This is a genomic window from Mannheimia indoligenes (genome assembly GCF_036880405.1).
Classification (GTDB): Bacteria; Pseudomonadota; Gammaproteobacteria; order Enterobacterales; family Pasteurellaceae; genus Mannheimia; species Mannheimia indoligenes.
Genome location: NZ_JBAJJM010000010.1, coordinates 81,321 through 102,843 on the forward strand (window position 1 = coordinate 81,321; position 21,523 = coordinate 102,843).

Annotated in this window: 18 protein-coding genes and 2 riboswitches; of the genes, 8 read left to right on the top strand and 10 right to left on the bottom strand. The window is 41.6% G+C overall.

Annotated features, from left to right (window positions below; genetic code table 11):
• Position 1 precedes the first annotated feature (1 nt).
• The 6 genes from V6W77_RS07895 to nrfA form a co-directional block, all read right to left on the bottom strand.
• On the bottom strand, positions 2 to 535 hold the full coding sequence (locus V6W77_RS07895) for a redoxin family protein (protein ID WP_334254317.1): 534 nt from the start codon (positions 533 to 535) through the stop codon (positions 2 to 4).
• Positions 532 to 2,436 carry a heme lyase NrfEFG subunit NrfE gene (gene nrfE / locus V6W77_RS07900; RefSeq protein WP_334254318.1) on the bottom strand — a complete coding sequence of 635 codons (1,905 nt, stop codon included), beginning with the start codon at positions 2,434 to 2,436 and terminating at the stop codon, positions 532 to 534. Before nrfE ends, V6W77_RS07895 begins: the two co-directional genes overlap by 4 nt.
• Before the next feature lie 136 nt (positions 2,437 to 2,572).
• Positions 2,573 to 3,520 (bottom strand): cytochrome c nitrite reductase subunit NrfD, encoded by a 948-nt coding sequence (gene nrfD / locus V6W77_RS07905; RefSeq protein WP_334254319.1) that lies wholly within the window; start codon positions 3,518 to 3,520, stop codon positions 2,573 to 2,575.
• The gene (gene nrfC, locus V6W77_RS07910; protein ID WP_334254320.1) at positions 3,520 to 4,197 is read right to left on the bottom strand and encodes a cytochrome c nitrite reductase Fe-S protein; all 678 of its coding nucleotides are present in this window, start codon (positions 4,195 to 4,197) and stop codon (positions 3,520 to 3,522) included. Before nrfC ends, nrfD begins: the two co-directional genes overlap by 1 nt.
• Positions 4,197 to 4,859 carry a cytochrome c nitrite reductase pentaheme subunit gene (gene nrfB / locus V6W77_RS07915; RefSeq protein WP_334231918.1) on the bottom strand — a complete coding sequence of 221 codons (663 nt, stop codon included), beginning with the start codon at positions 4,857 to 4,859 and terminating at the stop codon, positions 4,197 to 4,199. The genes nrfC and nrfB overlap by 1 nt, the downstream gene beginning before the upstream one ends.
• Positions 4,860 to 4,877: 18 nt before the next feature.
• Complete coding sequence (gene nrfA, locus V6W77_RS07920; protein ID WP_334254321.1) at positions 4,878 to 6,362, bottom strand: ammonia-forming nitrite reductase cytochrome c552 subunit; 1,485 nt, start codon at positions 6,360 to 6,362, stop codon at positions 4,878 to 4,880.
• 340 nt (positions 6,363 to 6,702) lie between these two features.
• Between nrfA and ilvG the strand changes: the two genes are divergently transcribed.
• The 6 genes from ilvG to V6W77_RS07950 all read left to right on the top strand — a co-directional run bounded on the left by ilvG (position 6,703) and on the right by V6W77_RS07950 (position 13,375).
• A complete protein-coding gene (gene ilvG, locus V6W77_RS07925; protein WP_334254322.1) occupies positions 6,703 to 8,355 on the top strand; it encodes an acetolactate synthase 2 catalytic subunit in 1,653 nt (550 codons plus the stop codon).
• Between the two features lie 8 nt (positions 8,356 to 8,363).
• Positions 8,364 to 8,582, top strand: a complete 219-nt coding sequence (ilvM, locus tag V6W77_RS07930) for an acetolactate synthase 2 small subunit (RefSeq protein ID WP_025235409.1) — start codon at positions 8,364 to 8,366, stop codon at positions 8,580 to 8,582.
• Positions 8,583 to 8,792: 210 nt separating this feature from the next.
• Entirely contained in the window at positions 8,793 to 9,266 is a 474-nt protein-coding gene (gene nrdG, locus V6W77_RS07935) for an anaerobic ribonucleoside-triphosphate reductase activating protein (protein ID WP_334254323.1), read from the top strand.
• Positions 9,263 to 11,044, top strand: a complete 1,782-nt coding sequence (gene nrdD / locus V6W77_RS07940) for an anaerobic ribonucleoside-triphosphate reductase (RefSeq protein WP_334254324.1) — start codon at positions 9,263 to 9,265, stop codon at positions 11,042 to 11,044. The genes nrdG and nrdD overlap by 4 nt, the downstream gene beginning before the upstream one ends.
• A gap of 46 nt (positions 11,045 to 11,090) precedes the next feature.
• Positions 11,091 to 11,194, top strand: a riboswitch (TPP riboswitch).
• Positions 11,195 to 11,250: 56 nt separating this feature from the next.
• Positions 11,251 to 12,069, top strand: coding sequence for a hydroxyethylthiazole kinase (gene thiM / locus V6W77_RS07945; protein ID WP_334254325.1), 819 nt, complete (start codon positions 11,251 to 11,253; stop codon positions 12,067 to 12,069).
• Complete coding sequence (locus V6W77_RS07950) at positions 12,062 to 13,375, top strand: MFS transporter (RefSeq protein WP_334254326.1); 1,314 nt, start codon at positions 12,062 to 12,064, stop codon at positions 13,373 to 13,375. The genes thiM and V6W77_RS07950 overlap by 8 nt, the downstream gene beginning before the upstream one ends.
• A gap of 46 nt (positions 13,376 to 13,421) precedes the next feature.
• Here the strand turns inward: V6W77_RS07950 and thiE are convergent, their stop codons facing one another.
• Together thiE and sppA are read right to left on the bottom strand one after the other, a co-directional pair.
• The gene (thiE, locus tag V6W77_RS07955; RefSeq protein WP_334254327.1) at positions 13,422 to 14,942 is read right to left on the bottom strand and encodes a thiamine phosphate synthase; all 1,521 of its coding nucleotides are present in this window, start codon (positions 14,940 to 14,942) and stop codon (positions 13,422 to 13,424) included.
• A gap of 61 nt (positions 14,943 to 15,003) precedes the next feature.
• Positions 15,004 to 15,100: riboswitch (TPP riboswitch) on the bottom strand.
• A gap of 79 nt (positions 15,101 to 15,179) precedes the next feature.
• Entirely contained in the window at positions 15,180 to 17,036 is a 1,857-nt protein-coding gene (gene sppA / locus V6W77_RS07960) for a signal peptide peptidase SppA (RefSeq protein WP_334254357.1), read from the bottom strand.
• A 104-nt stretch (positions 17,037 to 17,140) separates the two neighbouring features.
• Between sppA and V6W77_RS07965 the strand changes: the two genes are divergently transcribed.
• Both V6W77_RS07965 and V6W77_RS07970 read left to right on the top strand, forming a co-directional pair.
• Positions 17,141 to 17,704, top strand: coding sequence for a nitroreductase family protein (locus tag V6W77_RS07965; RefSeq protein ID WP_283386957.1), 564 nt, complete (start codon positions 17,141 to 17,143; stop codon positions 17,702 to 17,704).
• A gap of 1 nt (position 17,705) precedes the next feature.
• Positions 17,706 to 18,527: an SDR family NAD(P)-dependent oxidoreductase gene (locus tag V6W77_RS07970; protein WP_334254328.1), complete on the top strand. Its 822-nt coding sequence runs from the start codon at positions 17,706 to 17,708 to the stop codon at positions 18,525 to 18,527.
• Between the two features lie 42 nt (positions 18,528 to 18,569).
• Here V6W77_RS07970 and V6W77_RS07975 read toward each other — a convergent pair whose 3' ends face one another.
• Together V6W77_RS07975 and pilW are read right to left on the bottom strand one after the other, a co-directional pair.
• The gene (locus tag V6W77_RS07975) at positions 18,570 to 20,906 is read right to left on the bottom strand and encodes a Tex family protein (protein ID WP_334254329.1); all 2,337 of its coding nucleotides are present in this window, start codon (positions 20,904 to 20,906) and stop codon (positions 18,570 to 18,572) included.
• Complete coding sequence (gene pilW / locus V6W77_RS07980; RefSeq protein WP_334254330.1) at positions 20,903 to 21,460, bottom strand: type IV pilus biogenesis/stability protein PilW; 558 nt, start codon at positions 21,458 to 21,460, stop codon at positions 20,903 to 20,905. Before pilW ends, V6W77_RS07975 begins: the two co-directional genes overlap by 4 nt.
• Positions 21,461 to 21,523 lie beyond the last annotated feature (63 nt).

Genomic DNA, 21,523 nt, shown 5'->3' on the forward strand with positions numbered 1-21,523 from the left:
ACTATTTTTCCTTCCTAAGAGCCTCTAATCTTGGCATAAAATCTTGGGAGAAATCCGGGTTGTAGCCTTTTTGTTGATAACGTACCACGCCGTGTCTATCAATTAAATAGCTCGATGGGGCTGATGAAACTTTAAGCGTTTGAATTAAAAAGCCTTTTTCATAATCATCAATAATCAAGCTAAACGGATTTCCCCAATTTTGTAATGCTTTAAGAGCATCATTTGGGCGGTCGCCATAAGTTAAACCAACAATCGGCACGCCTTGCTGTTTGAGTTCTAATAAAATAGGAAATTCTTTAATACACCAAGTACACCAGCTTGCCCAAACGTTGAGAATATAAGGCTCTTGAGGCAAGCTGTTGTTATTTAAATGAGCATTGCCATCAAGTAAGTTTTTGCCTACAAATTCAGGGAAAGGCTTACCCTGCCAATCTTCGGTTGGTGAAAGTGTATCTTTATTCATTAACGGCACGGCAAGAAAGCCCACAATCATTACAAGTATCAAAATAGGAATAAGTAACAATGCTTTTTTCATTTTTTATGTTCTCTACGATAGCCGAATAATGCCAAAATGGAGGCAATAATCATAATAATACCACCCAGCCAAAGGGCTTGCACATAAGGCTTGTAATGCAGGCGGAAAGCGTATTCTAAATTACCGAATTTATCGCCCATAACAATGTAAATATCGTCTAAATAGTGGTGATAAAGCCCGACCTCTGCCATCGTCATCGTACGCACATCGTAATAACGTCTTTCCGGCGTTACTGTTGCAAGCACTTTCTCATCTTTACTAATTGAAAATACGGCTTGTTCTGAGGTGTAATTTGGACCAATTAAATCGTGATAATCTTGATATTTGAAGGTAAAACCCGCTAATTCCGCCTGTTCATTTGGTTTTAAACGTACGCCGATTTCATCGCCATAATAGCTGTTCATCATCGCTCCAATCACGCAGATCGCAAAGCCGATGTGGGCTAATCGCATTGCAAGCGGTTTTATTTTGAACATAAATGGCAAATAAGGGATATGGGTTAAAATAATCCATACCGCGAAACTGATGAACACAATTGGCAGTAGCACGAAATCAAAATGCGGTCTTTGTGAAATAGAGGTGTAAATTATGCCGAGAGCCAAGCCTACTGCCACAGGGAATAACCATAATTTTACTAAAATCTGTTTAGTTGGGATCTGTTTCCAGCGTAGCACTACTGCAAATCCCATCACTACCATTAGCAGTAAACTAAGCGGAGCAAAAACACTATTGAAATACGGAGCACCAACCGAGATCGATCCCCAATTCATTATGGTAAAGATCATCGGATAAAATGTACCTAACAATACGACACAAGCCGCTACACTAAATAAGCCGTTAATCAGTAGGAATGCTGTTTCTTTCGAGAGCAAATCAAAACGAACTTTGCCTTGCCATAAATTAGCTCTAAAGGCGAAAAGAGCTAAAGCAACGAAACTGAGGCTAAAAAAGAGGATAAGAATTGCCATTCCTCTGTCAGGATCAACCGCAAAAGCGTGAACAGATGTTAAAACCCCGGAGCGAACAATAAATGTGCCTAATAAACTTAGAGCGAAAGCGAAGATGGCAAGTAAAATTGTCCAGTAGTAGAACACGCCTCGTTGTTGGCTCACAATCAAACTGTGCACTAATGCTGTGCCTAATAACCAAGGCATTAATGAGGCATTTTCAACAGGATCCCAGAACCACCAGCCGCCCCAGCCGAGTTCATAATACGCCCACCAAGCTCCTAAAATGATGCCTGCAGTAAGGAAACCCCACGAGATCATCGTCCACGGGCGGAGCCAACGCATTACTGCCGCATCCATTCCACCGGAAATTAAGGCAGCGACAATCATCGCAAAGCTAACCGCAAAGCCTACATAGCCTAAGTAAAGTAACGGAGGGTGGAAGATTAAACCAATATCTTGCAACATTGGATTGAGATCTCGCCCTTCCGGTGGAGGTGGAAAACCTCGCTCGAATGGGCTAGAAACTAACAAGATGAAAAGTAGGAAACCGAGTGAGATCAGCCCTAGCATTACTAGGGTTCGATTAGCAAATAAGCGGTCAATTTTTTGGGAAAATTTGCAAAATACTGCAGACCAAAGCACAAGAGCAGTGAGCCAAAACAGCATTGAACCTTCGTGTCCACCCCAAGTAGCAGCAAATTTAAAGAAATCAGGAAGTTGGCTATTGGAATGGGCTGCGACATAGATAACAGAAAAGTCATCTGTCAAAAAAGCATAGACTAAAGCGGAAAAGGAAATTGTGGTGAAAGCAGCTTGCAAATAAGTAAACAAAGGCGATAACGCCAGCCAATGATATTGCTTGCGTAGCTCTCCCCAAAGTGAAAAACCAATTTGAAAAACCGCTGAAATTGCAGCCAATAAAAGTGAAAAATAGCCCAGTTCAGGTAGCATAATAAATCCAAAAAATGACCGCTTGTGAAGGTAAAATAGGACGAAAATAGATATTTAATTAAGTTCCCATCTTTAGCAAAGAGGGGGGCTATATTAGCCCCCACCCTATTGCTTAAATAATGTTTTAGCTTATCGCTTAGCTTGCAATCGTAAGTTGCCCTGCATAAAGGATAAAGTAACGTAAGCAGAGTACACCGATTAAGTCGAAAATGGAAATTAAAATAATAAATTTCACATTATGTTTCAAGCGGTGGCTACCAAAAATATTTGCCGTTAATGGAATAGCGATACCAATTAACATTACGCCGATCCAGAATACGCTACCCCAGAAGCCTGAAAGTGCATTTGTTAAAGCAAGTGATTTATCTGCCCCACCGAAGTGTAAGCCCACAAAGAATGCCACAATTAAACCTAATTCAGTTACCATAATCGGCACTTCAAATTTGTGCATAAAGTGGACTTCGTGGCTCTCGCCCGATAATTTACCGGCAAGTAATACCATCAGGAATGTTGCCGCAATACCAGAAGATGCACCGGATGCTAAGAATAGTGCCGGTAACACAGGGTTGTTTAACATCGGATAGCTGACTAAGGCTGATAGTAGGAAACCTGTGTAAGCCCCTAATACCGCCGCTAACACGAATAAGATAAATTCAATTGGTTTTAACAGTTTTGCTTCGGCAAAATCGATCAAGCCCGAAAACATTGGTAGATAACGAGCAATCCAATCTTTAAACATAATTGCAATCCAAACAACGAGAACTGCCATATAAAGTTGGAATAACATCACCCCCATCGACATTACCGATGAAAAGTTGTAGTTGAACATTAATTTCCAGAATGTCCAAGGCTTGGTCAAGTGGAAAATAAGTAGCAACAAACCAATGATAGTTGGTAGTGTACCAAGAATTGCCGCACTGCGAATAATCCAGTTTTGGCTTGGTTTTTCGATTTTTACACCGCTATTACGGTAAGCAATCGCTAACTGTACCGCACCTGATGAAATACCAAGTAGGAATAAATAGATAGCGATGGTGCCGTCCCAAACAAGGTTTGGGGTTTGGAAAGGTACATATTCATTCATTATCTATGTTCTCCTTTACCAAATGGAATGTGATACAAGTTCGGCTCTGTACCGAGCGATGTTTTCGTACGATAAACAGAGTTGTTTTTCACTTTGTGGAAAATATCGCTAGTTGGATCGTTCATATCACCGAAGGTTAATGCTTTGGTCGGGCAAGCCTCAACACAAGCCGGTTGTTTGCCTTCAGCCAAGTTTGTATCACGGCAGAAGTTACATTTATCTGCGGATTTTTTCTCTGGGTGAATGAAACGTACACGGTATGGACACACCGCAATACAATATTGACACCCCACACATAAATCTGAGTGAACATCCACAATTCCCGTTTCCGGATCAACAAAGGATGCACCTGTCGGGCAAACACTTACGCAAGGTGCGTTAGTACAATGTTGGCAAGATTGACGGAAAAACTCATACTGTACATTTGGGAATTCGCCAAACGGCTCGCTACGGATAATTTCTAATCGAGAAACACCTTCCGGCACTTTGTTTGTAGTACGGCAAGCGTCCATACACGCAGTACAGCCGATACAAGAAGTTTCATCGTGTACCATCGCATAACGAATTTTCTTTTGTTCTTTCTCAGTAGCAAGAGTTACTGAGGTAGCAAGCCCAGTGCTTGCTACGACAGCTATAGCACCTGCCCCTGAGACGAAATCTCTACGGGTGCAAGTCATTATTTTATTCCTTTTGCTTCTGTGGCTTTCATTTCAGGATTTTTAAATTCTCCTGAATGAATTTTAGTATGACAATCTGTACAAAGTTTAATACGATCTTTTTCAGGAATGTCTTTCATCGGATCTTTTTCCGGGTGAATCTCATGACAGTTCGTACAAGTAATTTTTGTTGCGTGTGTGTCGTGAGCCCAGAATTTTTCACGCAATTTCTCTGGTGTATGGCAAGCTACACAAACTTGATTTTGCTCATTAATAGAACGCTCAAGATCTGCATTACTTGCTTTACCATGAGGGTTAAAACGCATTACGTCTTTCACCCCTTTACGATGGCTTTCAGAGATATTCCCGTGGCAACTCACACAGGTAAGTTGCTCGCCTGTATTTGGACTTTTCACATCTTTTTGGAAATGTTTTCCTGCGTGATGGAAAGGCTTACCTGTTGCATTCGCTGATTCGTGGCACTGTGTACAATATTTGTTTGGATCACGTCTTGCATCAGTTACAACTTGGCTATCTTGCGTTTGTGGCTGTTCTGATTGCCAAAGTGGTTTTGGACGTTCAGGCATCACCGCATTCGCACTGGAGATTGTAAAAAAACCTGCAAATATGACCGCTTGTACTAGGGCGATCGCTCGCCCTGTTTTTGACATTAAGTTTTTCATAGTTCACCTCAAGCTACATTATTTTGCATCTGCTTTTGGTGCATCTTCTGCCGGCAATAAGCCTTTAGCACGAGCTTCTTTTTCCCACTGTGGAACAACTGTTTTTAAGAACTCATCTTTCGCCGCTTTTTCTTTAGGAATGTCTAAGCCAATAACTTTTTGTGCTTTTTCTTTAGTTGAAATATCAGGAATTGCAACCGGTGTGCTTACATTATGTTTCGCTAATACAACACCTAACTCTGCACGAGCATCTGCTGCACGCTCAAGACCTGTTGCAATAGTGCGTAACATTACATCTGGTGCGTGGAAGTGGTTACCGTGCCCTGCTGCTGAGTAGTCCCAACGCCATTGAGCGTGGCGGATAGCTGTTAAGATGTTTTTCATCTCTTCTTCTGTTGCACCGGCATCCCAAGCTGCTTTCGCTTCAAAGTGAGCTTTCACTAATTGATCTTCTAAGCGAATCATTGCATCTCTGATATCGTGTTTATATTGTGCTACACGTTTTTGTAATGTTTCTTTACTTTGCTCGTGGCAAGTTTTACAACTTGCTTCAAAATTATCGAATGGATTACCAATTTTGTGTTCAGTATAAACTTTACCATCTTTATCTTTCACTTTTGGCATATGGCAATCTGCACAGGTTACGCCATTTTTACCGTGAGTACCTTGTGCCCAAACTTCAAAATCAGGATGCTGAGTTTTTAACATTGGAGCTTTAGATAAAGCGTGTGTCCAGTCGGCAAATTTGATTTCATCATAGTATTTTTCGATGCTATCTACATCAATACCGTTTTTCCAAGGGAAGGTTACATCTGTTTTATTTTTGAAATAGTACTCAACGTGGCAGTTTGCACAAACAGCTGGACGCTGACCGTGTTTGTCTAACTCTTCAAATTTCCAACCGATGGTATTTAAAGCACGTAAAACGTGAGGGCGAGCAACACGAAGTGCCGCTTTGCCTTCTTTAAACTCTTCTGAAGCAGTATCGTGGCAGTCTGCACAACCAATTGAGTTCACAACTTCTGAACCATATTTTGCCCATTTAGGGTCAAAGTAACCACGCTCGCCTTTTTCTTCAATCAAACGAGGAACATCCGGACCTTTACACGCCCAGCAAGCTGAAGGCTGTGGACCGTCGTTTTCATCTTTAGGTGCTCCGGTACGCAAAATATCACGCACATCGGTAACCGCATAATAGTGCCCGCGTGGTTTGTTATAGTCTTTAGAGAATGCATAACCTGCCCATAAAATCACAAAACGAGGATCGTACTCTAACGCACTACCACGATCGGTTGATTGAGAAGTTGCTTTCCAAGAATTGTATTGGAGCGGGTACTTCTCTGCAAAAAGATGGTTTGCAGACTCAACCGTTACGCCTAATTTTTCATGTTTAACGGCTTTATCTGTTAAAGATTCTTTTTTGGCTTCTTCAGCTAATGCCGGTTGTAAACACCCCAATATTGAAATTGCAGCCACCATTAGGCTTTTCGTGAATAATTTCATTTTGGTTCTCCCACTCAGGTAAAAAATCATTAAATATAAATAAGAATTTTTCCTATTACATTAATAAGAAAATTCTAATAATTCATTAAGGAGAATATGAAATTTAAATCAACTCTACTATCGCAAAGTGAAGATTTTTTGAATTAAATCAAGAAAATTCCGCAAAATACCCCTTAAGGGGTAAAGCCTTTTACCGCCTAAATAAAAACGACTTTTATTTGCTTAAATAATAGATAAAATCAATTCTTACTTTAGTCAAAATTAAAGTTTAAAAAATAGAGAATTTGTGGTATCTATAACATTTTTAACAAATAATAAAAAATGCAAAGGACACAACACAATGAATGGTGCAAGATTTATTACTGAGAGCCTAAAAGCTCACGGTGTAACTCATCTTTTTGGTTATCCGGGCGGAGCAATAATGCCAACCTATGATGCCATATATGATTCGGGCTTAGAGCATCTTCTCTGCCGAAATGAGCAAGGTGCTGCAATGGCAGCAATTGGTTACGCTCGTTCAACAGGAAAAGTGGGCGTTTGCATTGCTACTTCAGGACCGGGAGCGACGAATTTAATTACCGGATTAGGTGATGCGGCACTAGATTCTATTCCTATCGTTGCTATTACAGGGCAGGTTGCAAGCCATTTGATCGGTACAGATGCCTTCCAAGAAGCAGACGTTCTCGGGTTGTCGCTCGGCTGTACTAAGCACAGTTTTATCGTTCAAAGTATTGAAGAACTACCTGAGATTTTAGCCCTTGCGTTCCAAATTGCTCAAAGTGGTAGACCGGGTCCTGTATTAGTTGATATTCCGCGAGATGTTCAATTAGCTCCTATTAATGCTCACCCCATTGTTTATACGAAAGAGAAAGCCCCTACACAAAATGCAGAGAAACTAGCTGAAGCCAAAAAACTATTATCAGAAGCTAAACGCCCTGTACTTTATGTTGGCGGAGGCGTAGGAATGGCTGACGGCGTACAAGCGGTCAGAAATTTTGTAAAAATTGCAAATATTCCTTCTGTTTCCACACTAAAAGGATTAGGCACTATCGAACCAACCGATCCGCTTTATATGGGTATGATTGGTATGCACGGTACAAAAGCCGCTAACTATGCCGTACAAGAGTGCGATTTACTCATAGCCTGCGGTGCTCGTTTTGACGATCGTGTAACCGGTAAATTAGACACTTTTGCTCCTCACGCAAAAATCATTCATATTGATATTGATAATGCTGAAATTAACAAGCTACGACAAGCTCAAATTGCCCTACAAGGCAGCCTCATAGAAGCAATTAATTATTTAGCTCAACCGTTAGACATTGATGCTTGGCGTGAAGATGTACGTAATTTAAAACAGCAATTTGACTTCCAATATCAAGATAATGCTGGCGAGGGCGATATTAATGCAGTGGCATTATTAAACACGCTTTCTGAGCGTAAAGCGAAAAACAGTGTCGTAACAACCGATGTTGGTCAGCACCAAATGTGGTCGGCACAACATTTAACTTATACCGATCCGAAAAACTACATTACCTCAGCAGGCTTCGGCTCAATGGGCTTTGGCTTGCCTGCTGCAATCGGAGCTCAAGTTGCTCGTCCTGAAGATCAAGTCATTGTTATTACAGGCGATGGCTCAATTTTAATGAACATTCAAGAACTTGGCACCATCAAGCGTGGTAAGCTGCCGGTAAAAATTTTGTTGCTGGATAACCAACGTTTAGGAATGGTTCGCCAATGGCAATCTCTATTCTTCCACGGTCGCCACAGCCAAACAATTTTAGACGACAACCCGGATTTCGTAATGCTTGCTAAAGCCTTTGATATTGAGGGCGAACGCATTGAAAAGGCTTGCGAAGTTTCGGACGGAATTGACCGCTTGTTAAATGCCAAAGGGGCGTATTTACTCCACGTTTGCATTCCACAAGAAGATAACGTCTGGCCTCTCGTACCACCAGGTGCTTGTAATGCGGATATGCTGGACGATGATGTGTAGGAGGAAAAATGCAAGAATATCAATTAACCTTAAAAGCCAACAAACGCCCGGAAACTTTAGAGCGTATTTTAAGAGTGATCCGTCATCGTGGTTTTGAAGTAAAAAGTTTGAAGGTTGAAGCAAATAATGCAACATTTGAATTAGAATTGACTTTAGTAAGCCAACGCCAGATTTCACTTTTAACCCATCAATTAGAAAAACTGTTTGATGTTATAGAGATCAATTAGTCAAACTTTTCAAGACCGTGTGTTTTCTACACGGTCTTTTTTTCGCCAAAAATTTACAATTCTCTATCTTTTTGATTTTATTCACATCTTCAAATTTCAACCTATTTTTCTTATTTTTTGCTCTTTACTTTTTAAACCCAACAGATCTAACATACTATATATAGTGTTAAATAATGTTAAAAAACACAATATATTGTGTTAATAATAAAAATGGAAAACCTCAGATTCAGTTCAGAACAAATTGTTTGGCAAGAAGTGCCGAATGAAACTTCACTGGCTTTTCTCATTACAGGCTGTCCGCTTGGCTGTAAAGGCTGCCATAGTGTAGAGAGTTGGAAAGCCTACGAGGGAAAAGAGCTAACGCTTGATTATCTCAATGAACGCCTAAAACGCTATCAAGGTTTAATTAGTTGCGTGCTATTTATGGGGGGTGAATGGCAAACGGAAAAATTACTCTCTTTATTAAAACGTTGTAAGCAACAAAAGCTACAAACTTGCCTCTACACAGGCTTAGAGCGGCACGAAATTCCTCCTTGTTTACTGACTGAATTAACTTACTTAAAAACAGGTCGTTGGATTGCCGAGCAAGGCGGATTAAACAGCCTGACCACTAACCAACGTTTTATTGATTTACGCAATAATGAAAATCTAAACCACTTATTTATCAAAGGAGCAATGCTATGATTCGCTTAGAAGCGAAACAAATTTCAGAAAAATTAGCTTTTATTGACCACTACATTCAAGCCCAAAATGCGGCTGATGGCTCAAAAATGGACGCTAACGCCAACGTAACACAAAAAAATATTGCCACAATGGAAAACGAGCTGATGAAAGATTTTTTTGTGCAAATTAATCGAGCAAAAATCAGCGAAAAAATTGCAAAACTTTTTGATAAAGAAACCGCTTGCGAATACTTACGCCAAATTGAAGCACACGAAATTTACGTTCACGATGAAACCAGCCTCAAACCTTATTGTGTATCGGTTACAATGTATCCGTTTTTGCGTGATGGCTTAACCAAACTGGGGGGCGAATCCAAAGCACCAAAACATCTGGCTTCTTTTTGTGGCTCTTTTGTCAATTTTGTCTTTGCTGTGAGTTCACAATTTGCAGGGGCAGTCGCTACAGTTGAGTTTTTAACCTACTTTGACTACTTCGCCCGTAAAGATTATGGCGATAACTACCTGAAAACCCATCGTTCCGACATTGAAAACCACCTCCAACAAGTGGTCTACAGCATTAACCAACCTGCCGCCGCACGAGGCTATCAAAGCGTATTTTGGAATATTTCGGTTTACGATAAATTCTATTTTGAGGCAATGTTCGGTAACTTTGTATTCCCTGATTTTGAAAAACCCTGCTGGGAAACCACCGCTAAATTGCAACTTTTCTTTATGCAGTGGTTTAACAAAGAACGTAGCAAAGCCATTCTTACGTTCCCTGTAGTAACTGCCGCAATGCTAACTGAACAAGGTAAATGCAAAGATGACGAATTTGCCAACCAAATGGCAAATGAGCTGGCACAAGGTAATTCCTTTTTTATTTATCAGTCGGATAACCCTGATTCCCTCGCTTCTTGCTGCCGTTTACGCAATGAAATCAGTGATCACACCTTCTCTTACTCACTCGGTGCTGGCGGTGTAGCAACAGGTTCGATAAATGTGATTACGATTAATATGAACCGTTTAGTGCAAGATAAGCGTGATTTGAGTTCAGAAGTCAGCAAGATCCATAAATATCAATATGCTTACCGAAAATTGATGGAGGAATATTTAGCCAACGGAATGCTGCCTGTTTATGATGCAGGATTTATTTCGTTAGATAAACAATTCCTCACTATCGGCATTAACGGTATGGCTGAAGCGGCTGAATCGCAAGGCTTGAAAGTAGGTTACAACCCTGAATATATTGAATTTGTGCAATCTCGCTTAAAAACGATTTTTGAGGCAAACCAAGCTGCCAGCCAACAATATGGTGTGAAGTTCAACACCGAATTTGTGCCTGCCGAAAATTTAGGGGTAAAAAATGCGAAATGGGATAAAGCAGACGGCTATTTCGTGCCTCGTGATTGCTACAACTCCTATTTCTATGTGGTAGAAGATGAAGAAACTAACGCTCTTGATAAATTCTTACTGCACGGCAAAGAGCTCATTGAATGGCTAGATGGTGGTTCAGCCTTGCATTTAAACCTCGATGAAGCCTTAACCGCCAACGGCTACCGTTCACTATTAGACACTGCCGCAAAAACAGGCTGCAACTATTTCTGCATTAACGTCAAAATCACGATTTGCAACGAATGTAGCCATATCGACAAACGCACTTTGCATCGTTGCTCCAAATGCGGCTCGCAAAATATTGACTACGGCACACGAGTTATCGGCTATTTAAAACGGGTTTCTGCCTTTAGTTCTGCCCGCCAAAAAGAGCATAGTTTGCGGTTTTATCATCGAGAAGCGGCTTAACGTTTAAGGTACTTTACAACCCTTTTCTAAAGTTTTATATTGAGCTCTCATTTAGTCGGGGTGCTTGTTTACTCAAATAAAGCAAGCTGAGAAATACCCGTTGAACCTGATGCAGTTAGCACTGACGTAGGAAACTAAAGGCTTAAAACCGATCTATTCCCGTTCGTGTTGGTGCATTGTTTTTTCAATACAATGAGGAATAAACGATGACCACATCTACCCAATTTCAATCAATCTATTTGCAAAAAATCCGGCAAAATCGACCGCTTGTTCATAATATTACCAACATTGTTGCCGCTAACTTTTCCGCCAATGGTTTATTAGCTCTCGGGGCTTCGCCCATTATGGCGGCTGCCATTGAGGAGATGGAAGCCGTGCCTCAATTAAGCTCGGCAGTGGTAATTAATATCGGCACATTAATCGGCAAAGAAGTGGAAGCAATGGTGCTTGCCGGTAAAACGGCAAACCGTTTAGGCATTCCTGTAATTCTTGACCCTGTCGGCGTTGGAGCAACCTCTTTTCGCCGCCAAACAGTTGAAATCTTGCTTAACGAAATCCAATTCACCGCCATTCGAGGCAATGCAGGAGAACTTGCCACCCTCGCAGGCGTAAAATGGCAGGCTAAAGGCGTTGATGCCGGCGAAGGCTCACATAGCCTTGTGGAAATCGCTCAACAAGTTGCTAAACGCTATAAAACCTTAGTTGCCATTAGTGGCGAAACCGATGTAGTAAGCGATGGCTTACGCACTGCGTTACTTAAAAACGGCAGCCCAATGTTCCCACAAATTACCGCTTCAGGCTGTTTATTAAGTGCCGTGTGCGGTGCATTTTTAGCCGTTGCTGAGAAAAAACGCTATTTCAACGCACTGGTTGAGGCTTGTACCGCTTATGCGGTTGCCGGCGAAGTTGCAGCAAAATCCCTCAAACCAACCCAATACGGGCAATTTGCAGTCAATCTTTTAGATGAATTAGGGGCTTTAATACCGGAAACGGTTGAGCAATATGCGGAGGTGGAATATGTCTAGCCTACAATCGAGTCCGACAAAAGTTGCCGTTGCCTCAATGGTTGGCACGGCAATTGAATACTTTGATAACTATATCTACACAATGGCTGCAGTACTGGTATTTAACGTGCAGTTTTTCAATAGTGATGACCCTGTTTCCAATCAATTAATGTCGCTTTCCGTTCTTGCCCTTGCCTTTTTCACTCGCCCGATGGGGTCGATCATTTTCGGGCATTTCGGCGATAAATATGGACGTAAACAAACCCTTATTGCCTCGCTTTTATTGATGGGCTTATCCACAGTAGCGATTGGTTTACTGCCAAACTATGCCGCTATTGGTATTTGGGCAACGGTACTGCTCTGCTTATGCCGTATCGGGCAAGGTTTGGGCTTAGGGGGAGAATGGGGCGGAGCTGCATTAGTCGCCACCGAACACGCCCCCAAAAACAAGCGGGCATTTTTTGGTATTTTTCCGCAAATGGGAGCTCCTATCGGCTTGCTATTAGCCAATGGGGCATTCTACTTAGTTAATCTCATTTATGGCGAACAAGCTTTTCTGGATTGGGCGTGGCGAATTCCGTTTGTTGCCTCTATTGTGATGATTTTTATCGGCTTATATATCCGCATAAAAATTAGCGAAAGCCCAATTTTCCTCAAGGCAGAACAACAAGGAAAAAACCGCCACACGCCACTTAAAACACTCTTTAGCAAGCATTTCAAGCCATTTATGATCGGCGTATTAATTGCCACCGCAGGCTATGTGCTATTCTACATTTTAGTTGCCTTTACCCCGATTTTCATAAAAAGCCCTGTTGCGGTGTCTAAAGCAGGTTACGCCACAGGTTTAGGCTTGCCGGCAAATCTCTACACCCAATATTTGCTGATCACATCCGTGATTTTCGGGATCGCCATTTTCTTCTCAGGCTTATATTCCGACCGCATCGGTCGCCGTTTATTACTACTCATCGCCACAGGGGCAACCGTAATTTACGGCTTAATAATGCCGTTTTTTCTAGAAAATGGCACACCAACCTCAATCTTTATTTTCTTAACCATCGGAATGATCTTAATAGGCTTAAGTTTTGGACCAATGGCAGTCATTCTACCCGAACTTTTTCCAACAGAAGTACGATACACAGGAGCCTCCCTTGCCTACACCGCAGCAGGTATTTTAGGGGCGAGTGTATTTACCATTATTGCGGTTAAAATTAACGAAAACTTCGGCTTATTTGGGGTTGGAGGTTATTTATCTGTCGCCTCATTGTTAAGCTTTTGGGCATTGTGGCAGGTTCACGAAACTAAAGATTTGGAATTGGCGGAGATTTAACTGAAACAAATTAGGCGGAACTTGCGTCCGCCTAACTATACTTTAACTATTCGTTCCAGCCACTTGCAAATTTTTCCAGATTTTTAACCGCTTGTTGCCAATCTGTAGCCTGCGTAATGGCACTCACCACTGCAGCACTGCCTACACCGGTGCTCATCACATTTTCAATTCTGTCTTCATTAATTCCGCCAATTGCTACCGTTGGAATTTGAAGTGGTGCAACCAGATCGACATATTTCGCTAAATTAATCAGTCCCTGTGGCTGCGATGGCATTTCCTTTGTCTGCGTTGGGAAAACGTGTCCAAATGCAATATAAGAAGGTTGAATTGCTAAGGCTCGCATAATTTCAAAATAGCCGTGAGTGGAAACGCCTAAACGCAAGCCTGCTTGCTGAATCGCCTGCAAATCGGCAGTAGCTAAATCTTCCTGCCCCAAATGCACACCGTAGGCTTGGTATTTCACCGCTAACTGCCAGTAATCATTCACAAATAAACGCACATTATGCTGCTTGGCAAGTGCTACACTTTGGGCAATTTCATTTTCAACCTCTGCAAGCGGTCGATTTTTCACCCGAATTTGCAAAGTTTTCACCCCAGCTGAAATTAAACGCTCAATCCACTCAAAACTCTCAACCACAGGATAAAGCCCAAGCTGATAATCAGTTGCTGCAAAAGGTTTTTTCAGCAAATTGAGCGGTGCAGAAACCAGTGCGGTTTGAGGGAAGAAATCAATATCTTCCGGGTAGCCTGTGTGGCATAACGAACTTAGTGCAGTTTGCCCTCTCCCTTCTTTTTCAGATAAACCTTTTTGTAAATACGCAGTAGCAACGGTTACGGCATCAGGCAAATCAAAACCTTTGGCTAACATTGAACCCACCGCAGAAGCATAGGTACAACCTGTACCGTGTGTATTAACACTTTGCAGTCTTAGGTGGGAAAAGGAAAAAATGTCTTGGGAGTTAAGCAGATAATCACTTACCGTTTCGCCCTGCCATTCAAAATGTCCGCCTTTGGCTAAAACTGCCTTCACACCTTGTGAAATAAGCATTTGAGCAGCAGTTTTCACATCATCAAACCTATTAATTTCAGTCTCGCTCAATAGGGCTAATTCAGTTCCATTTGGTGTAATCAGATCAACTAACGGATAGAGTTTTTCTTGCACTACGGGTAATAAAATACTGTCTGAGAGAGCCTGTCCGCTACTTGCTACCGCAACAGGATCGTAAACTACAAAGCAATAGTTTTTACTTTCTAATCGAATTTTTTGGATATATTCACATAAAATCTCAACTTGAGCCTGTGAACAAAGTAAGCCAATTTTGATTGCATTTGGATAGCCTTGAATGAGTAACGCTTCAAACTGCCGGCGGAAAGTGTGATCATCAACAGGTGTTACACAAAGCACGCCGTGTGGATGTTGGGCAGTAACAGACGTAACCACCGAACAACCAACTAAATTAAAATCGTGAAAGGTATGTAAATCGGTTTGTAGCCCTGCTCCGGCACAAGAATCTGAACCGGCAACCGTCCAAATCACTTTAGGTTGATGGGTATTAGAAATAGACATCGCAAAATCCTCTTTTTTAAAGTTAGGGTTTGCTTGTCAGAGATGTGGCAATAGGTAAAATTGAATGTTAAAACTTGTTCCCTACGCAGGTACTAACCTACAGGTTCGACGGATCTCGCAGTTGCGATCTCAGCCCTATGGCACTCCGACAAGCATTTTTAGTATAGCTTATAAGCGGTTATTTTCCACAAAAAATTGGCAAAATTTTCTGAAAAATGAACTGCTTGTTAGCATTGATTAATTTACTTTTCCGCAATTTAAACAGTATAGATACATCTGTTTTGGATCATTAAAACGTGAAAGGATTTCTATTTGTTTCTGCGATTGCTTCAGCACAGGTAAATTAAGCCAGTTAGTCAGGCTCACTTGTAGCTGAGTTTTGAAATCACGGGCAAGCGTGCCAAATAGGCTGTCGTCTTGTTCGGCAAACCATTGTAAACCGAATCGCTCAACCTTTGCTTTGCTCTGTGCTTCACGTTTTTGATTAATTAGATCAGATAAGGTAACAAAAGCCACATTAAAATTGCCTAACTCATCAACTAAACCGTGTTTTAGTGCATCAGAGCCTAGCCAAACTTGCCCTTGAGCGACCTTATCTACCGCCTCTTTTGACATATTTCTGCCACGAGAAACCAGCTCTAAGAAACGGTCATAGCCATTTTCAATGCCGATTTGCAGCACTTCACCTTGCTCTTTCGGTAGGCTTTTCAAACCGATTGGCTCAGCAAGTGCAGAAGTTGCAATACCATCTTCACTCACGCCTAAGTTTTTAGCTGTTTTTTCAAAAGTTACCGCTAAACCAAAAATGCCGATTGAGCCGGTGATGGTATTTGGGCTGGCGATAATTTTATCGCTGGTTGCCGCAATCCAATAACCGCCTGATGCCGCCATTCCCCCCATTGAAGCAACGACTGGCTTACCTTCTTTTTGGAATGCTTCCACTTCTTGGCGAATAAGCTCTGATGCCATCGCACTTCCACCCGGACTATTAATACGTAAAATCAAACCTTCTACGTTTTTATCGGCTCTTGCTTCTTGCAGTAATTTTACAATAGTTTCACTACCCACACCTGATTGGTCGCTCTCGCCTGTTATAATTGCCCCTTCCACATTCACAACGGCAATTTTAGGAGCGTTGATATCAGCAAAACGGTCATTTAGCTCAAGTTCATAGTCTGAAAATTCAATGTGGTTATACGCTCCCTCACTGTTTTCACCAAATTTCTCGATCAACTTTGCTTTGCTTTCTTGGTTAGACACTAGCTGTGTTACCCACTTTTGATTTAAGGCGAACTGAGCATCATCGCCTTTTGCAGCTTTATATTTTTCAATATAGTTTTCGGCAGATAAATTAATTTCTGTTGGTTCAATTTTACGGTTGTGAGCGATCATTTCCACCGTTTGTTGCCAAGTACCATTGAGCCAACCTCGAGCATTTTGTTTAGCCTCTTCAGACATATCATCACGCATAAAAGGCTCAACTGCTGATTTGTAAGTACCTACACGGAAAATATGTGGTTCAGCTTCAATTTTATCTAACAAGGTTTTGAAATAAGTATTGGAATAGCTTAAGCCTTGAAGCTCCACAGAACCCGCTTTATTTAAATAAATTTCATCGGCGAATGAGGCAAGATAATATTGCTTTTGTGAATATTGCTCACCAATAGCAATAACCGGTTTGCCTGATTCTTTGAAGCTATTAATTTCATTACCAATAAAATCTAAAGAGGAAAAATCAGCATTTTGTAAATTATGCAAATCCAGCACTAATCCTGTAATTTGCGGATCATTTTTCGCTTTGCTAATCGCCTGCACTACATCAAAAGTTGAAATTTTAAAGGGCTCGGCTCCGCCTAGTTCAGATTGAAGCAAGCGGTAGAAATCAGTAAATTCTTCGCGATTATCCACCAAATAACCATCTAAATTTAAACGTAACGCCCCTTGTGTAAAAACAGGTTTTTGCGTGTTTTGCGAAGAAGTAATAAACCCAACCACAGGCACTAAGAATAGAATAAATAAGATAAAAAAGAGGTTAATAACACACTCTCTAATACAGCGAAACATTTTATAAATCGCTTTTAGCATATTTAACATCATAAATCCCTAAAAATAAAACAGTCAGCACAGTATAAAGCAATCACGGAATGAATAAAATATGCTATTCTTAAACCAAAAGAAATTCATAAAAGGTAATGTTTATGCAAATCTTAGATCTATTACATCATCGCCGTTCTAATAAAAAATTTGGTGATAAAGCCCCAACTCCCGAACAACTTGAACAAATTTTAAAAGCAGGATTGCGAGTGCCTGATCACGGCAAATTAAAACCTTATCGTTTTGTGGTGATTGAAAAAAGCGGAATGCCACAACTTTGCGAGCTCTTCAAAGCTGCGGTTGAAGAATTTGATATGGGCGAAGAACGTTTGAAAAAAGCGGAAAAGTTATCTAATCAAGCCCCTATGATTATTGGTGTAATTGCGAAGTTAGATCATAGTATTGCAAAAGTACCCACTTGGGAGCAGATGATAACTGCCGGTTGTAGCAGCTATGCCATTCAACTAGCCGCAAATTCACTCGGCTTTGATACAGTTTGGATCACCAATAAATGGGTAAATGGCTCAGCTCTTCGCTCTGCTTTTGGCTGTCAAGAACAAGATCAAGTGATCGCCTTAATTATGCTCGGTTCGCCTGAGGAAGAAGGCAAAATCGCTCTCGCTCCGGAAAGCGAGAGTTTAGATGGTTTTGTAAACTATATAAGATAAAATGAAAACAATTTTAATCACAGGTTGCTCTTCCGGCATTGGATATGCGACTGCACATCATCTCAGAGATGCAGGCTGGCGAGTGATCGCCAGCTGCCGAAAAGAACAAGATGTCGAGCGGTTAAAATCAGAAGGGTTTGAATGCCTTTTGCTTGATGTAACCCATTCAGAACATATCCAAAATGCCTTTCAATATATTCAAACAAGCGGTCAATTAGATGCAATTTTTTGCAATGCCGGCTATGGTCAGCCTGGCTGTGTAGAAGATGTGCCAAAAGCTGCGTTGCAAGAAATTTTTGAAACCAATGTGTTTGGGACTTGGGAAGTTATTCATCACGCAATGAAAATCTTCCGAGAGCAAAATCACGGTAGAATTTTAATCAACAGTAGCATTTTAGGTTTTGCCGCAATGCATTATCGTGGGGCTTATAACGCGACTAAATTTGCCTTAGAAGGACTTGCTGATACCTTACGTTGCGAGCTGCACGGCTCTAATATTTATGTTTCGCTGATTCAACCCGGTCCGATTCAAAGTAACTTCCGCCCAAACTCAGTGGCAAAATTAGAACAATATATTGATGTGGAAAACTCCTATCACAAAGCCCTCAACCAGAGCCAATATCAACGTTTAACCACCAAAGGCAATGCCAATCCTTTTACCTTACCGGCAACTGCCTGTGCTAGAGCCTGTTTAAAAGCACTGAATGCCGAAAAGCCGAAAGCACGTTATCAAGTAACCTTCCCTACCAAATTATTTTGGTGGCTAAGACGGATTTTACCAACCGTAGCCTTTGATTATATGAATAGGAAGTTTGGTGGATGATTGATAAAAAATAAGGATGCAAACGCATCCTTATTTTTTTGATTACTTCTTCCACCCTTTCAACGCATCGGCAAAGGCATTGTTACCAAATGCGTTGCGGTTATCACGTTGCAAGCGGTCATTTTTTTGCGGATTTTTGCGAATTTCCGCTGAATTTCGACCGCTTGCAGCTTCACTTTTCTCGGTAGGTTTATCGTCTAAACGCATTGAGAGAGCGATACGCTTACGGGCAGCATCCACTTCCAATACTTTGACTTTCACCACATCACCGGCTTTAACTACCGTGTGCGGATCTTCGACAAAAGAGTTTGACAGCATTGAAATATGCACTAAGCCGTCTTGATGAACACCGATATCCACGAAAGCCCCAAAGTTTGCCACGTTAGTAACCGTGCCTTCTAAGATCATACCCACTTTTAAGTCGGTAATTTCTTCCACTCCATCCATAAACACCGCCGTTTTAAACTCGCCTCGTGGGTCTCTTCCCGGTTTTTCCAGCTCTTTGAAAATATCATTCACGGTTGGCAAGCCGAACTGTTCATCCACAAAATCTTTCGCATTTAGCGAATGGATTTTCGAGCTGTTACCCATTAATTCTGCTAACGTTGATGTGGTTGCCTGTAGGATTTTCTCAACGATTGGATAAGCCTCCGGGTGAACACTAGAGGCATCTAACGCATTTTTGCCGCCTAAAATTCGCATAAAGCCGGCACACTGTTCAAAGGCTTTAGGTCCTAAACGAGGGACTTTTTTCAGCTCAGTACGGCTAGCAAAACGCCCGTTTTCATCACGGAATGCCACAATATTTTCCGCCAAGGTTTTGGTCATTCCAGCTACTCTAGCGAGTAAAGGTACAGATGCGGTGTTCAAATCCACCCCAACGGCATTTACACAATCTTCCACCACCGCATCCAGTTTGCGGGCTAATTGGGATTGATTCACATCGTGCTGATACTGCCCCACTCCAATCGCTTTCGGCTCGATTTTTACCAATTCCGCCAACGGATCTTGCAAACGGCGGGCAATCGACACCGCACCACGCAGCGAGACATCTAAATTCGGGAATTCATTAGCAGCAAATTCTGAGGCAGAATAGACCGATGCTCCAGCCTCACTTACAACGACAGTTTGTGGTTTATTTTCTTTAATTTCTTTGATCACTTCTTTGGCAAAACGCTCAGTTTCACGAGAAGCCGTGCCGTTACCAATCGCAATCAGCTCAACATTATGCTTTTTAATCAAGCTGAAAATCGCCACTTGAGCCTCTGATTCTCGCCCTGTGTGCGGATAAATGGTCGCAGTATCAAGCAGTTTGCCTGTGTTATCCACCACCGCCACTTTTACGCCGGTACGCAAGCCGGGGTCTAAGCCCATCGTATTTCTTGCCCCTGCCGGTGCAGCCATCAATAAGGCGGAAAGGTTGCGGGCGAAAACATCAATTGCCTCATCTTCCGCTTTTTCACGCAAAGTACTCATTAATTCGGTCTCTAAATGCAGAGCCGCTTTGATTTTCCACGTCCACGCAATCACTTGCTCACGCCATTTGTCGGCAGGTTGATTATTGAAAATCACACCTAAGTGGCTGCGGATAATCTCTTCACAATGGCTGCTTTTTGCCCCTTCTTCCGCTTCCGGATCGGCATTTAGCGAAAGGGATAAAATGCCCTCGTTACGCCCTCGGAACATTGCTAATGCTCGGTGGGAAGGCACGGTTTTAAACGGCTCACTGTGGGCGAAATAATCACGGAATTTCTCACCCTCTTCCTCTTTACCCTCAATCACTTTCGATTCAAGGGTAGCGTAAGCGGTCAAATATTGGCGAAGTTTTGCAAGTAATTCCGCATCTTCGGCAAAGCGTTCCATTAAAATATATCTTGCCCCGTCTAAAGCGGCTTTGGTATCGGCAACGCCTTTTTCAGCGTTGATAAACTGTTCAGCAAGTAATTCTGGCACTTGGTTTGGATTGTTCCATAATGTTTCCGCCAAAGGCTCTAAACCAGCCTCAATCGCAATTTGCCCACGGGTACGGCGTTTTGGTTTGTACGGTAAATAGAGATCTTCTAACTCGGTTTTGCTTTCGCAATTTAAGATTTTCTCTCTTAATTCCTCGGTGAGTTTGCCTTGTTCTTCAATAGATTTCAGAATGGTTTGACGGCGGTCGTCCATTTCACGTAAATAGATTAAACGTGTTTCAAAATGGCGAAGTTGAGTGTCGTCCAAGCCACCCGTTACCTCTTTACGATAACGAGCGATAAAGGGGATGGTGTTGCCCTCGTCTAATAAAGTCATTGCCGCTAAAATTTGATGTGATCCCACATTTAATTCACCGGCGATAATTTGGCTGATTTGACGATTTAACTCACTGTTTAATTGACTCATTGATTTTCCTTCAATAAATTCGCTCGAGCTTTATCTAATTTTTCGAGCTGGGTTAATGTTTCATTCACTTTCTGCGGGTTTGGCTCTTTTTTCGCACACAGAATGATATTTTCTAAGCTATCTGCTTGATGATAATAGGGTTTTGGGCTTTTTACCGCTTGTTCAAATTGTTGATACGCCTGTTGAAATTGACCCTGTTTACACAAAAAAGTGCCGTAATTATTCAGTACATCAGGGCAATTTTCACTTAAATTGAGCGCTTGTTGGTAGGCTTTTTCAGCATTTTCCACTTCGCCGGTTTGTTGGTAATAGTAAGCAAGCACTGAATAAGGTAGGTAATCTTTGCTGTCGTGAGCAAGGGCTTTGTCGATGTTTTGCTTTGCTTTCGGAAAATCGTTTTGCTCCAGATAAGCCAACGCCAGATTAATGCGAGCTTTTACTGCTTCCGAACGGTTAAATTCTGGCTCTACTGAAGACTGAGGGTTAGAAGAACAAGCCGCTAGTAAAAACAGTGTAATACAAGCGGTCATTTTTAAGAAAAATTTTGCAAACATAGCGTTCTCCTGTCATCAAAAGGCTAAATTTTACTGTTCAATACCCTATAAGACTAGAGATTT

Coding starts and splice junctions, on each gene's coding strand:
- V6W77_RS07895 (WP_334254317.1), bottom strand. CDS start 535: ATGAAAAAAGCATTGTTACTTATTCCTATTTTGATACTTGTAATGATT.
- nrfE (WP_334254318.1), bottom strand. CDS start 2,436: ATGCTACCTGAACTGGGCTATTTTTCACTTTTATTGGCTGCAATTTCA.
- nrfD (WP_334254319.1), bottom strand. CDS start 3,520: ATGAATGAATATGTACCTTTCCAAACCCCAAACCTTGTTTGGGACGGC.
- nrfC (WP_334254320.1), bottom strand. CDS start 4,197: ATGACTTGCACCCGTAGAGATTTCGTCTCAGGGGCAGGTGCTATAGCT.
- nrfB (WP_334231918.1), bottom strand. CDS start 4,859: ATGAAAAACTTAATGTCAAAAACAGGGCGAGCGATCGCCCTAGTACAA.
- nrfA (WP_334254321.1), bottom strand. CDS start 6,362: ATGAAATTATTCACGAAAAGCCTAATGGTGGCTGCAATTTCAATATTG.
- ilvG (WP_334254322.1), top strand. CDS start 6,703: ATGAATGGTGCAAGATTTATTACTGAGAGCCTAAAAGCTCACGGTGTA.
- ilvM (WP_025235409.1), top strand. CDS start 8,364: ATGCAAGAATATCAATTAACCTTAAAAGCCAACAAACGCCCGGAAACT.
- nrdG (WP_334254323.1), top strand. CDS start 8,793: ATGGAAAACCTCAGATTCAGTTCAGAACAAATTGTTTGGCAAGAAGTG.
- nrdD (WP_334254324.1), top strand. CDS start 9,263: ATGATTCGCTTAGAAGCGAAACAAATTTCAGAAAAATTAGCTTTTATT.
- thiM (WP_334254325.1), top strand. CDS start 11,251: ATGACCACATCTACCCAATTTCAATCAATCTATTTGCAAAAAATCCGG.
- V6W77_RS07950 (WP_334254326.1), top strand. CDS start 12,062: ATGTCTAGCCTACAATCGAGTCCGACAAAAGTTGCCGTTGCCTCAATG.
- thiE (WP_334254327.1), bottom strand. CDS start 14,942: ATGTCTATTTCTAATACCCATCAACCTAAAGTGATTTGGACGGTTGCC.
- sppA (WP_334254357.1), bottom strand. CDS start 17,036: ATGTTAAATATGCTAAAAGCGATTTATAAAATGTTTCGCTGTATTAGA.
- V6W77_RS07965 (WP_283386957.1), top strand. CDS start 17,141: ATGCAAATCTTAGATCTATTACATCATCGCCGTTCTAATAAAAAATTT.
- V6W77_RS07970 (WP_334254328.1), top strand. CDS start 17,706: ATGAAAACAATTTTAATCACAGGTTGCTCTTCCGGCATTGGATATGCG.
- V6W77_RS07975 (WP_334254329.1), bottom strand. CDS start 20,906: ATGAGTCAATTAAACAGTGAGTTAAATCGTCAAATCAGCCAAATTATC.
- pilW (WP_334254330.1), bottom strand. CDS start 21,460: ATGTTTGCAAAATTTTTCTTAAAAATGACCGCTTGTATTACACTGTTT.